This window comes from Cryobacterium sp. TMT2-10, from assembly GCF_004403075.1.
GTDB classification, from domain to species: domain Bacteria; phylum Actinomycetota; class Actinomycetes; order Actinomycetales; family Microbacteriaceae; genus Cryobacterium; species Cryobacterium shii.
The window spans coordinates 16605-29060 of the sequence record NZ_SOGW01000009.1; the positions used below are offsets into that span (position 1 = coordinate 16605).

At 70.0% G+C, this 12456-nt stretch carries 11 protein-coding genes; 9 read left to right on the forward strand and 2 right to left on the reverse strand.

Going from position 1 to position 12456, the window contains the following annotated elements; translation table 11 throughout:
* Positions 1-168 precede the first annotated feature (168 nt).
* From argC to E3T37_RS00840, 8 genes are all read left to right on the forward strand, one after another.
* Positions 169-1212, forward strand: a complete 1044-nt coding sequence (gene argC / locus E3T37_RS00805; protein WP_134364964.1) for an N-acetyl-gamma-glutamyl-phosphate reductase — start codon at positions 169-171, stop codon at positions 1210-1212.
* Positions 1209-2381, forward strand: coding sequence for a bifunctional glutamate N-acetyltransferase/amino-acid acetyltransferase ArgJ (gene argJ, locus E3T37_RS00810; protein WP_134364965.1), 1173 nt, complete (start codon positions 1209-1211; stop codon positions 2379-2381). Before argC ends, argJ begins: the two co-directional genes overlap by 4 nt.
* Positions 2378-3289: an acetylglutamate kinase gene (gene argB / locus E3T37_RS00815; protein WP_370292123.1), complete on the forward strand. Its 912-nt coding sequence runs from the start codon at positions 2378-2380 to the stop codon at positions 3287-3289. The genes argJ and argB overlap by 4 nt, the downstream gene beginning before the upstream one ends.
* Before the next feature lie 45 nt (positions 3290-3334).
* The gene (locus E3T37_RS00820) at positions 3335-4528 is read left to right on the forward strand and encodes an acetylornithine transaminase (protein WP_134364973.1); all 1194 of its coding nucleotides are present in this window, start codon (positions 3335-3337) and stop codon (positions 4526-4528) included.
* Positions 4529-4566: 38 nt separating this feature from the next.
* Positions 4567-5517 carry an ornithine carbamoyltransferase gene (gene argF, locus E3T37_RS00825; protein WP_134364966.1) on the forward strand — a complete coding sequence of 317 codons (951 nt, stop codon included), beginning with the start codon at positions 4567-4569 and terminating at the stop codon, positions 5515-5517.
* A gap of 113 nt (positions 5518-5630) precedes the next feature.
* Positions 5631-6830 (forward strand): argininosuccinate synthase, encoded by a 1200-nt coding sequence (locus tag E3T37_RS00830; RefSeq protein WP_134364967.1) that lies wholly within the window; start codon positions 5631-5633, stop codon positions 6828-6830.
* Between the two features lie 9 nt (positions 6831-6839).
* Positions 6840-8276, forward strand: a complete 1437-nt coding sequence (argH, locus tag E3T37_RS00835) for an argininosuccinate lyase (RefSeq protein ID WP_174235689.1) — start codon at positions 6840-6842, stop codon at positions 8274-8276.
* Complete coding sequence (locus E3T37_RS00840; RefSeq protein ID WP_241978687.1) at positions 8273-8884, forward strand: DNA-3-methyladenine glycosylase; 612 nt, start codon at positions 8273-8275, stop codon at positions 8882-8884. Before argH ends, E3T37_RS00840 begins: the two co-directional genes overlap by 4 nt.
* 735 nt (positions 8885-9619) lie before the next feature.
* Here the strand turns inward: E3T37_RS00840 and E3T37_RS00845 are convergent.
* Both E3T37_RS00845 and E3T37_RS00850 read right to left on the reverse strand, forming a co-directional pair.
* Positions 9620-10285 (reverse strand): hypothetical protein, encoded by a 666-nt coding sequence (locus E3T37_RS00845; protein ID WP_134364969.1) that lies wholly within the window; start codon positions 10283-10285, stop codon positions 9620-9622.
* Positions 10282-10917 carry a DNA-binding protein gene (locus tag E3T37_RS00850; protein ID WP_134364970.1) on the reverse strand — a complete coding sequence of 212 codons (636 nt, stop codon included), beginning with the start codon at positions 10915-10917 and terminating at the stop codon, positions 10282-10284. The genes E3T37_RS00845 and E3T37_RS00850 overlap by 4 nt, the downstream gene beginning before the upstream one ends.
* 139 nt (positions 10918-11056) lie before the next feature.
* On the opposite strand from E3T37_RS00850, the gene tyrS reads away from it, so the two are divergent.
* The gene (tyrS, locus tag E3T37_RS00855) at positions 11057-12358 is read left to right on the forward strand and encodes a tyrosine--tRNA ligase (protein WP_134364971.1); all 1302 of its coding nucleotides are present in this window, start codon (positions 11057-11059) and stop codon (positions 12356-12358) included.
* Positions 12359-12456: the final 98 nt, after the last annotated feature.

The following is a 12456-nucleotide window of genomic DNA, read 5'->3' on the forward strand; positions in this document are numbered from 1 at the left end:
GTGGCGACGTCGGCGGGGGAGCCCGGCGCGGCGGAGTCGGCGGGGGAGCCCAGTGCGGCGGAGCACCCGCCGAGCGTCGCCGTTTCTGCCCACAGTCGCCGCCCGAGCGGCGATTATCGGCGCGAACGGCGATTCTCGGCGTGCGGGGCGGCGCGCTAAGTTTGTCACATGGCTTTTTCGGTGGCGGTGGCAGGTGCGAGCGGCTATGCGGGCGGCGAATTGTTGCGGCTTCTGGCCGAACACCCCGAGTTCGAGGTGCGCACGGTCACGGCCCACAGCAATGCCGGGCAGCTCCTGATCGACGTGCAGCCGCACCTGCGCTCCCTCGCCCACCTGACCCTCGTCGACACCAGCCCCGAGACCCTCGCCGGGCACGACGTCGTCTTCCTGGCCCTGCCGCACGGGACATCCGGCGCCCTCACCGCGCACCTGCCGGCCGAAACCCTCGTCGTCGACTGCGGCGCTGACCACCGCCTGGAGAGCGAGTCAGACTGGGCCGCGTTCTACGGCGGCGACTACTACGGCGCCTGGACCTACGGGGTCCCCGAGCTCCCTGTCGCCGGCGGCACCCAGCGCTCCCGGCTGCGGGGCTCCCGCCGCATCGCCGCCCCCGGCTGCAACGCCAGCACGGTGGCCCTGGCCCTGGCTCCAGGCATCCGTGCCGGCGTGATCGAGCCGGAGGACATCGTCGCCGTGCTCGCGGTCGGCCCGTCCGGTGCCGGCAAGAGCCTCAGGCGGCCGAACCTGGCCAGCGAGGTCCTCGGCTCCGCCAACCCCTACGCCGTGGGCGGCGGGCACCGGCACATCCCCGAAATCCAGCAGAGCCTGCGCTGGGCCGGGGCCGCGAACCCGACCATCTCCTTCACCCCGGTGATCGTGCCGATGTCCCGCGGCATCCTCTGCACAGCGACGGCCCGCCTCGTGCCCGGCACGTCCGCGGCCGCGGTGCGCGCCGCCTGGGAGGAGGCCTACGCGAATGAACCGTTCGTGCACGTGCTGCCGGAGGGTCGGTTCCCGCGAACGAGCGATGTGCTCGGCGCCAACACCGCCCTGATCGGCCTGGCCGTGGACGAGGCCGCCGGCCGAGTCGTCACGATCACCGCCGTCGACAACCTGGTCAAGGGCACCGCCGGTGCCGCAATCCAGTCCGCCAATCTGTCGCTCGGACTGCCCGAAACCACGGGCCTGAGCACGAATGGAGTAGCCCCATGAGTGTCACCGCCCCAGCCGGGTTCGCCGCCGCCGGAGTCACCGCCGGCCTGAAGAAGTCCGGCGGCCTCGACCTCGCCGTCGTGCACAACCTCGGCCCGCTCACCAGCGCGGCCAGCGTCTTCACCCGCAACCGGTGCAAGGCCAACCCCGTGCTCTGGAGCGAACAGGTCATGCGCGGCGGCCGGGTCAAGGCCATCGTGCTCAACTCGGGCGGGGCGAACTGCTACACCGGCACCATCGGGTTCCAGACCACGCACGCCACGGCCGAGGCCATCGCCGACCGCCTGGAGATCTCCGCCGGCGAGGTGCTCGTCTGCTCCACCGGCCTGATCGGCGAGCAGCTCGACCTGGGCAAGATCACCGCCGGCGTCTGGGATGCGACCCTCGCGCTCCAGTCCGCCGCCGCCACCTCGGATGCCGCCGGCCTCGCCGCGGCGCAGGCGATCATGACCACCGACACCACGCCCAAGCAGACCCTGCTCACGTCCACGGCCGGCTGGACCATCGGCGGCATGGCCAAGGGCGCCGGCATGCTCGCGCCCGGCCTCGCCACCATGCTCGTCGTGCTGACCACCGACGCCGTACTCGACTCCGAGCAGCTCGACGTGGCCCTCCGCGAAGCCACCCGGGTCACCTTCGACCGGCTCGACTCCGACGGCTGCATGTCCACCAACGACACCGTCAGCCTGCTCGGCTCCGGTGCCAGCGGGGTCGCCGCCGACCTGCCCGAATTCACGGATGCGCTGATCGCCATCTGCCAGGACCTCACCCTGCAGCTCCAGGCCGACGCCGAGGGTTCGGGGCACGACGTCGCCATCACGGTGCGGAACGCCGCCACCGAGGACGACGCCGTCAACGTGGCTCGCGCGGTCTCCCGCAGCAACCTGTTCAAGACCGCCATCTTCGGCAACGACCCCAACTGGGGCCGCGTGCTCGCGGCCGTCGGCACCACGGATGCCGCCTTCGACCCCTACGGCATCGACGTCGCGATCAACGATGTGCAGGTCTGCACGGCGGGGGAGCCGGACCAGCCCCGCGAACTCGTCGACCTGACGCCCCGGTCGGTGACCGTGCTGATCGACCTGCACGAGGGCACCGAGACGGGCACGATCTGGACCAACGACCTGACCCACGAGTACGTCGAAGAGAACAGCGCGTACTCGAGTTGATTCCGGCGGACGAGACGCAGAACAGCCGGGCCGAGGCTGCCGTCAAGGCCGCCACCCTGATCGAGTCCCTGCCGTGGCTCAAACGGTTCCACGACCAGATCATCGTGGTCAAATTTGGCGGCAACGCCATGGTCAGCGACCAACTTCAGCGCGCGTTCGCCGAGGACATGGTCTACCTGCGCTACTGCGGCATCCGCCCCGTCGTCGTGCACGGCGGCGGCCCACAGATCTCGGCGATGCTCGACCGGCTCGGCATCGAGAGCGAGTTCCGCGGCGGCTACCGGGTGACCACCCCCGAGGCGATGGACGTCGTGCGGATGGTGCTGACCGGGCAGATCAACCGTGAACTTGTCAGCCGCATCAACGCGCACGGCCCGCTCTCCGCCGGGCTCTCCGGTGAGGACGCCGGGCTCTTCCAGGGCCGTCGCCGCGGCACCGTCATCGACGGCGAAGAGGTCGACCTCGGCCTCGTCGGCGACGTCATCGGCGTCGACCCCGAGGCCGTGCACGCCCAGCTCGCGGCCGGCCGCATCCCGGTCGTCTCCTCGATCGCTCCCGACACGGATGTCCCGGGCCAGTCCCTGAATATCAACGCCGACGCCGCCGCCGCGGCCCTTGCGGTCGCCCTCGGTGCCGCGAAACTGGTGATCCTGACCGATGTCGCCGGGCTCTTCAGCGACTGGCCGAACCGCGACTCGCTGGTGTCGGTCATCGACGTGGACACCCTCCGCGCCCTCCTGCCGGAGCTCGAGTCGGGCATGATCCCCAAGATGACGGCCTGCCTGGACGCGGTCGAGGGCGGCGTCGCGAAGGCGGCAATCATCGACGGCCGCGTGCCGCACTCGATCCTGCTGGAGGTTTTCACCGGCAGCGGGATCGGCACCGAGGTCGTCCCCGCCCAACCCTGACCGACACACACAAGCACGACCGACACAGAAGTGAGCACCAAACCCATGGCAGACTTCGGCACCGAAGACTGGCGCAACCGATTCAGCGACGCGATGATGCACACGATCGCGCCGCCGCTGGCGATGCTGGTGCGGGGCGAGGGCTGCTACGTCTGGGACGACGAGGGCACCGAATACCTCGACTTCCTCGCCGGCATCGCCGTGAACTCGCTCGGCCACGCGCATCCGGACCTCGTCGCCGCCGTCACCGACCAGGTCGGCCGCCTGGCCCACGTGGCCAACTACTTCGCCTCCCCGCCCCAGCTGGAACTGGCCGAACGGCTGAAGCGGATCACCGGCACCGGCCCGGCCGGACGCGTCTACTTCTGCAACTCCGGCGCCGAGGCCAACGAGGCCGCGTTCAAACTGGCCCGGCTGAACACCGCGGGCGGCCGCCGCACCCGCATCCTCACCCTGCACGAGTCCTTCCACGGCCGCACGATGGGCGCGCTCGCCCTCTCCGGCAAACCGGCCATGCGCGAGCCGTTCCTGCCCGTCCCCGGCGGGGTGGAGCACATCGACGCCACCCTGGCCGCGCTCGAGGCCGCCCTTGACGACACCGTCGCCGCCCTCTTCCTCGAACCGGTGCAGGGCGAGGCCGGCGTGATCGATCTGCCCGACGGGTTCCTTCTTCGCGCCCGCGAACTCTGCACCCGGCACGGCGTGTTGCTCATCATCGACGAGGTGCAGACGGGCGCCGGGCGCACCGGCGCCTGGTTCGCCTACCAGCACGACGGCATCCAGCCGGATGCCGCGACCCTGGCCAAGGGGATCGGCGGCGGCCTGCCGATCGGCGCCCTGGTCACCTTCGGGGCGGCATCCGAGCTGTTCCAGCGCGGCCAGCACGGCTCGACCTACGCTGGAAACCCGCTGGTCACGGCCACCGCGAACGCCGTGCTCGGCACGATCGAGCGCGACGGCCTGGTCGAGAACGCGGCCCGCCGCGGCGACCAGTTGCGGGAGATCATCACCGGCCTCGGCTCCCCGCTGATCGCGGAGGTGCGCGGCCGCGGCCTGCTGCTGGGCGTCGGGCTGACCGAGCCGGTCGCGCAGAGGCTCGCCGCCGCGGCGCTGTCCCACGGGCTGATCGTGAACGCCGCGAACGAATCCACCATCCGGATCGCCCCGCCGCTGATCGTGGGCGACGCCGAACTGGCCGAGTTCGAGCGCCGATTCGGGCTCGCACTGGCCAGCCTCTAGAGTTGGACAGTCTATTGCCGAAAACCGAAAGTGACTCCGTGACCCGCCATTTCCTGCGCGACGACGACATCTCACCGGCCGAACAGGCCGAGATCCTCGGACTGGCCCTGGTGCTCAAGCGAGACCGATTCGCGGCCAAACCCCTCGCCGGCCCGCAGACGGTCGCGGTGATCTTCGACAAGTCGTCCACCCGCACCCGGGTGTCCTTCGCCGTGGGGATCGCCGACCTCGGCGGCAGCCCGCTGATCATCACGACCGCGAGCAGCCAGCTCGGCGGCAAGGAAACGGCCTCCGACACGGCCCGGGTGCTCGAACGCCAGGTCGCCGCGATCGTCTGGCGCACCTACGGCCAGGCCGGCCTCGAAGAGATGGCCCTCGGCACCACAGTGCCGGTCGTCAACGCCCTCTCCGACGACTTCCACCCCTGCCAGCTGCTCGCCGACCTGCTCACCATCCGTGAGCACCGCGGCGATCTCGCCGGCCAGACCCTCGCCTTCCTCGGCGACGGCGCCTGCAACATGGCCCAGTCCTACCTGCTGGCCGGCGCCACGGCGGGCATGCACGTGCGCATCGCCTCCCCGGTCGGCTACACGCCCGACCCGCGGGTGGTGACGGATGCCGCGGCCATCGCCGCGCGCACCGGCGGCTCCGTGGCGCTCTTCACCGACCCGGCCGAGGCCGTCGCCGGCTGCGACGTGGTCATCACCGACACCTGGGTGTCGATGGGCAAGGAAGAGGAGAAGACGGAGCGTCTCGGCACGCTCGGCGCGTACCGCGTCGACGCCGCCCTGATGGCCCTCGCCAAGCCCGACGCGCACTTCATGCACTGCCTGCCGGCCGACCGCGGCTACGAGGTCACGGCGGACGTCATCGACGGCGCGCAGAGCATCATCTGGGACGAAGCCGAGAACCGGCTGCACGCCCAGAAGGCCCTGCTCGTCTGGCTGCTCGCCCAAAACGCCCAAAACGCCCAAAACGCCCCCGCATAGTGACCTTTCCGGTCGAGAGTGACCGGTCTAACGGGCACTCTCGACCGGAACGGGCACGCCCGGGTGTGACAGCGTCACCGTAAACTTGAACAGATCTACATTTAGGGAGAACCATGGCTGAACGTGTTGTGCTCGCATACTCTGGTGGACTTGACACCTCGGTTGGCATCGGCTGGCTGAAGGATGCGACCGGCAAGGAGGTCGTGGCCCTCGCCATCGACGTCGGACAGAGCGGCGAGGACATGGATGTCATCCGTCAGCGCGCACTGGACTGCGGCGCCGTCGAGGCCATCGTCGTCGACGCGAAGGACGAATTCGCCAACGACTACATCGTGCCGGCGCTCAAGGCCAACGCGCTATACCAGAAGCGCTACCCGCTCGTGTCCGCGCTCAGCCGCCCGCTGATCGCCAAGTACCTCGCCTCGACCGCGAAGGAGCTCGGCGCTGACAGCGTCGCGCACGGCTGCACCGGCAAGGGCAACGACCAGGTTCGCTTCGAGGCAGCGGTCTCCGCCCTCGCGCCCGACCTCACCTCCCTCGCCCCGGTGCGCGACTTCGCCCTCACCCGCGACAAAGCCATCGAATACGCGGCCCTGCACAACCTGCCGATCGCGCAGTCGAAGAAGAGCCCCTACTCGATCGACCAGAACGTGTACGGTCGCGCGGTCGAGACCGGCTTCCTCGAAGACCCGTGGAACGCCCCGATCGAAGACCTCTACACGTACACGCAGGACCCGGCCGTGACCCGCGAGCCCACCGAGGTCGTCGTCAGCTTCGACCAGGGTGTCCCCGTCGCCATCGACGGCGTGCCCGTCACCCCGCTGCAGGCCATCGAAATGATGAACCTGCTCGCCGGAAACCAGGGCGTCGGCCGCATCGACATCGTCGAGGACCGCCTCGTTGGCATCAAGAGCCGCGAGGTTTACGAGGCTCCGGCCGGCATCGCCCTGATCGCCGCACACGAAGAGCTCGAGAACATGACCGTCGAGCGCGACCTGGCCCGGTACAAGCGCACGGTCGAGTCCAAGTGGGCCGAGCTCGTCTACGACGGCCTCTGGTTCTCCGGCCTCAAGCGCGCCCTCGACGTGTTCATCGACGAGACGCAGAAGCACGTCACCGGCGACATCCGGCTCAAGCTGCACGCCGGCACCGCCGTCGTCACCGGCCGCAAGTCCACCCAGAGCCTCTACGACTTCAACCTCGCCACCTACGACACCGGTGACACCTTCGACCAGTCCATGGCCAAGGGTTTCATCGAGCTGTGGTCGCTGCCGAGCAAGATCTCGGCTCGCCGCGACCTCGCCGGCAAGTAGGGCATCGGCGTGGCTGGAGACAAGAACGAGAATCGTGCCGGCAAGGCGGGCGCCCTGTGGGGCGGTCGCTTCGCCGGGGGACCGTCGCCGGAACTGGCGAAGCTGAGCAAGTCGACCCAGTTCGACTGGCCGCTGGCCCCCTATGACATCCGTGGTTCGAAGGCCCACGCCCACGCCCTGGCCGCGGCCGGTTACCTGACCGACGACGAATTCGTCGCCATGGTGGCCGGCCTCGACGCCCTCGTCGAGGCCGTGCTCGACGGTCGGTTCCAGCCCGCGGAGAGCGACGAAGACGTTCACTCGTCGCTCGAGCGCGGCTTGATCGACATCGTCGGCGTCGAACTCGGCGGCAAGCTCCGCGCCGGCCGCAGCCGCAACGACCAGGTCGCGACCCTGGTGCGGATGCTGCTTCGCGACAAGGCTGTTGCCCTCTCCGCTCACGTCGTCGACCTCATCGACGCCCTGGCGTCGCAGGCCGAAGCGCACGAGCACGCGATCATGCCCGGCCGCACCCACCTGCAGCACGCGCAGCCGGTGCTGCTCGCCCACCACCTGTTCGCGCACTGCTGGCCGCTCGTGCGCGACCTCGAGCGGTTCACCGATTGGAACAAGCGCGCCGACTTCTCGCCCTACGGCTCGGGCGCCCTGGCCGGCAACACCCTGGGCCTCGACGCCAACCTGGTCGCCGCCGACCTCGGCTTCAGCGCCGTGGTCGAGAACTCGATCGACGGCACCGCGAGCCGCGACCTGGTCGCGGAGTTCGCGTACATCACCGCCCAGATCGGGATCGACCTGTCCCGCCTGGCCGAGGAGATCATCCTCTGGAACACGCGCGAATTCGGTTTCGTCACCCTCGACGACTCCTATTCGACCGGGTCCTCGATCATGCCCCAGAAGAAGAACCCGGACATCGCCGAGCTCGCCCGCGGCAAGTCCGGCCGCCTGATCGGCAACCTGACCGGGCTGCTGACCACGCTCAAGGGCCTCCCGCTGGCCTACAACCGCGACCTGCAGGAAGACAAGGAGCCGGTCTTCGACTCGATCGAGACCCTCGAGGTGCTCCTGCCGGCCTTCAGCGGCATGATCGCGACCCTGACCTTCCACACCGACCGCATGGCCGAGCTGGCGCCGCAGGGCTTCTCCCTGGCAACGGATGTCGCCGAGTGGCTGGTCAAGCATCAGGTCACCTTCCGCGACGCCCACGAAATCACCGGCGCGCTGGTCAAGCACGCGGAGCAGAACGGGCTCGACCTGCACGAGGTGGACGACGCGGCGCTGCTCGCGCTGTCACCGCACCTGACGCCGGACGTGCGCGAGGTGCTCACCATCACCGGTTCGGTTTCCCGCCGCGACGGCCAGGGCGGCACCGCCCCGGTGCGCGTGGCCGAGCAGCGCGCCGTGCTGGTCGCCCGGGTGGGGGTCCTGGCGGCCGCTCTCCGGGTGTGATCCCCGGCCGCAGCCTGCTGGCGCGACCCGCACTGGAGGTCGCGCCGCTACTGCTGGGCGCGGTGATCGGCCGGGACGGGGTGCTGCTTCGCATCACCGAGGTCGAGGCCTATCTCGGGCTCGGCCTCGACCCCGGATCGCACGCCTTCCGCGGGCAGACCCGGCGGAACGCGGCCATGTTCGGCGAGCCCGGTCACCTGTACGCGTATTTCAGCTACGGCATGCACGTCTGTGCGAACATCGTCTGCTCGGAGCCGGGGGAGGCGTCCGCGGTGCTGCTGCGCGCCGGCGAGATCATCGCGGGTGTCGACGAGGCACGGATGCGACGCCCCACCGCACGCAGCGACCGCGACCTCGGGCGCGGCCCGGCCCGGCTCACGGTGGCGCTCGGCATCGGGCTCGCCGACGACGGCGCGGACCTCAGCCGGGCCCCGTTCGAGCTCACCCTGCCGGAGCAGCCGAGCGAATTCCGGAGCGGCCCCCGAACCGGCGTGAGCGGCCCCGGCGGAGGCGCCGAGTACCCGTGGCGATTCTGGATCCCCGATGACGCGTCGGTGTCGCCCTACCGGCCGCATCCGAAGCGGGGCACTGAGCCCCACCGTCGTTAGGTCCGGGCCATCCCTGGGCCAGCGCCGGGGCATCCGTCGTCACGTAATTTCGGAGATTTTCGAGAATCACCGCTTTCGGCGCCCGCCCCAACGGCGTGTTGCGAAAATCTCCGCAGCTAGTAACGCGGTGGCCACGGATGTTCCGGGTCGGACAGCAGATCCGGGTCGCCCGGCCGCGGCGAGCCACCGCGCCCCAAGGAAACCGTCCCACGCCGCCCCGAGGGACCCGACCCAGCCCAACCGGCCCGCCCCGAGGGACCCGACCCAGCCCAACCGGCCCGCCCCGAGGGACCCGACCCAGCCCAACCGGCCAGCCAGCCCAGCCCGAGGCTCGCGGCGCACCCTCTTGCCGCGGGCGCTGGTTACAACGTGCGCCCGCGACCACAGGGTGCGCCGCGACGCCCCGCCATGCCATTCCGCAGACGGACCCGGCCGGGGCATCCGTCGTCACGTGATCTCGGAGATTTTCGAGAATCACCGCTTTCGGCGCCCGCCCCAACGGCGTGTTGCGAAAATCTCCGCAGTTGCTGAACGCGGTGGCCACGGATGTCCCGGGCCGGGCAGCAGATCCGGGTCGCCTGGCCGCGGCGAGCCACCGCGCCCCAAGGGACCCCACCCGAGGCTCGCGGCCCACCCTCTTGCCGCGGGCGCTGGTTACAACGTGCGCCCGCGACCACAGGGTGCGCCGCGACGCCCAGCGGTGCCGCTGGCCGATTCCGAGGCCGCGAAGACTCGCTAGGCGACCGCGATCTGCACGAGGGCCGCGCACGCGCAGGCCCAGATCAGGCTGGCGAGGGTGCCGATGATGAATCGCTCCCGCGCCTCGGCGGCGGCCAGCTCGGTGAACCGGCCGACGCCCTTGATCGCCACGACGATGGCGAGGGCCTCCGGGAAGCCGGCGAGGATCGCGCCCGCCACGGCCAGCCGCTCAAGGATCCCGATCATCAGGCCGCCGCGCAGCACCTCGTGCACCGCGTGCTGGGGCTTCGCCTGGTCGGTGCGGGCCTCACCGGTGCCGGGCTCGTCGGTGCCGGCCTGGGCGGGAACCCCCGAGTCAGAGGCCGCCGACCCGGCGTTCTCCACCAGGATGCCGCCGTGCTGGCCGGGCGTCACGCTGTTGTGCGTGGCCAGCCGGAGTGCGAGCAGCGCTGCGGGCCCGCCGCCGACGACCGCCAGGCCGAGGGCCAGCATGCCGAGGATGGTGCCGAACACACTGGCGCCGCCGGGGGCGGGCACGGATGCGATCAGCAGGGCCGCGGCCAGGCCGCCGGCGGCGATGGCGGCGAACTGCTGCTTGTGCTGCCGGAACGCCAGGACCGCGAAGAACAGCGAACCCGTCGTGACCAGGATCAGCAGGAGCCAGTACAGGTACGCCACGATCTGGAAGGACGAAGAGGTCATGCGGCAGGGCCCGTTTCTGTCGTGGCGTGCTGGAGGTTCTCCAAGAGCCTAACGAGTGCGGGCTGCGCGGACTGGTCCACGCGCCACAGGGCGCTGCGGAGTCGCTGGCTGACGGCCGCCGCCGAGATCTCGAGCGCCGCGGCGATCTCCACCTGGGTCAGGCCCCGGCCGAGCAGGTCCACGGCCGCCCAGCCTTCCGTCGTGCGGCGCTGGCGCAGCAGCAACAGCGTGGTCACGAGGGCCTCGACCTCCTCGGCGCCAAGCAGCGGGGGAGCGCCGGTCGGGCCGGCGAGCTCGAGGCCGAACCGGCCCTCCGCTTTCTTGGCGCGCGTCACCGCGGCCCGGGCGCCGACGAACGCGTGCCCGGATGCCTGGCGGGCCGAGGCCGGCAGGGGGCGGCGCACCTCGCCGATCCCGAGCCCGATGCTCCAATGCCCGGAACGCTGTAGGTCCAGGATCACGTCTAGGGTGCTGCGGGCATCCGTCAGCAGCATCTGGATCTCGTCGCCCGCCGTCTGATCGGGCGGGAGGATGAAGGCTCCGGGGAAACGGGCGATGAGGGCGTCGATCATCTCGCCGGCACGATCGCGATCGTTGCGGCTGTCGATCTGGTCAGCGGTGATCACAAACACGGAAGACTCCTCTCGCACCGGGAACAGATGAAGTGTCCAGGCTGAATATACACCAGTTCAGCTTGCAGACTTAATAATTCGCAATGAAGGTTCAGAGGTGATCCGGCGGGCCCAGTTCGGGCGCTGGTAGCCTTGGCTCGTGTCAGATCCAGCGATCCTCGCCCTGCAAGCCAATGACCCGACCTTCGACGACGTCTGGGAGGAGATCTCCTGGCGTGGCCTGGTGCAGGTCTCGACGGATGCCGCCGAACTGCGCGCGCTGCTCGCCGGCCCGCCGGTCACGTACTACTGCGGCTTCGACCCGACCGCACCCAGCCTGCACCTGGGCAATCTCGTTCAGCTGCTGCTGATGCGCCGCCTCCAGCTGGCCGGGCACCGACCGCTCGGGCTGGTCGGCGGATCCACCGGCCTGATCGGCGACCCGCGCCCGACCGCCGAGCGCACCCTGAACTCGAGGGATGTCGTCAACGAGTGGGTGGGCTACCTCCAGGCCCAGGTCTCCCGCTTCCTCAGTTCGGAGGGCGACAGCGCCGTCACCCTCGTGAACAACCTGGACTGGACCGCCCCGCTCAGCGCCATCGATTTCCTGCGGGACATCGGCAAGTACTTCCGCGTCGGCAGCATGCTGAAGAAGGATGCCGTGAGCGCCCGTCTGAACTCGGACGCCGGTATCAGCTACACCGAGTTCAGCTACCAGGTGCTGCAGGGGATGGACTTCCTCGAACTTTTCCGCACCTACGGCTGCGTGCTCCAGACCGGCGGCAGCGACCAGTGGGGCAATCTCACCAGCGGCATCGACCTCATCCGCAAGGCGGAGGGGGAGAGCGCGCATGCCATCGGCACCCCCCTGATCACCAACAGTGACGGCACCAAGTTCGGCAAGAGCGAGGGCAACGCCGTCTGGCTCGACCCCACCCTGACCAGCCCGTACGCGTTCTACCAGTTCTGGCTCAACACCGACGATGCCGACGTGATCAACCGGCTGAAGGTATTCACCTTCCTCACCCGGGCCGAGATCGAGGAGCTCGAGACCGCTGTGGCGACCGAGCCGTTCAAACGGCTGGCCCAGCGCACCCTCGCCGTGTCGGTCACGAGCCTCGTGCACGGGCGCGATGCGACGGATGCCGCCATCCAGGCCGCGCACGCACTCTTCGGTCAGGGTGACCTGGCCGACCTCGACGAGGCCACGCTGGAAGCGGCGCTGCGGGAACTCCCCAACACCACGACCGCTCCGCACGCACCCGTGGTGCAGCTGCTGGTGGACACCGGGCTCACCGCCAGCCTGAGCGAAGCCCGGCGTGCGATCAGCCAGGGTGGCGTCTACCTCAACAACGTGAAGGTGCTGAGCGACGATCAGACGATCGAAGGCGCCGTGCTTCCCGGGGGCGTCGCCGTTCTCCGCCGCGGTAAGAAGACCCTGGCCGGCGTTTTCGTTCAGTAGCCGCGGGGCGTGACACGCCCGGGGTTGCACTGGTTTTGACGGGCCCGCCGGGGGACCGTAATGTATTCAAACGTACCCCACAGGTGCGGAAAGCCGCA

Excerpts from the sequence above, each read along its gene's own strand:
- argJ (WP_134364965.1), top strand. The coding sequence starts at position 1,209 with ATGAGTGTCACCGCCCCAGCCGGGTTCGCCGCCGCCGGAGTCACCGCC.
- E3T37_RS00845 (WP_134364969.1), bottom strand. The coding sequence starts at position 10,285 with ATGACCTCTTCGTCCTTCCAGATCGTGGCGTACCTGTACTGGCTCCTG.
- E3T37_RS00830 (WP_134364967.1), top strand. The coding sequence starts at position 5,631 with ATGGCTGAACGTGTTGTGCTCGCATACTCTGGTGGACTTGACACCTCG.
- argC (WP_134364964.1), top strand. The coding sequence starts at position 169 with ATGGCTTTTTCGGTGGCGGTGGCAGGTGCGAGCGGCTATGCGGGCGGC.
- E3T37_RS00820 (WP_134364973.1), top strand. The coding sequence starts at position 3,335 with ATGGCAGACTTCGGCACCGAAGACTGGCGCAACCGATTCAGCGACGCG.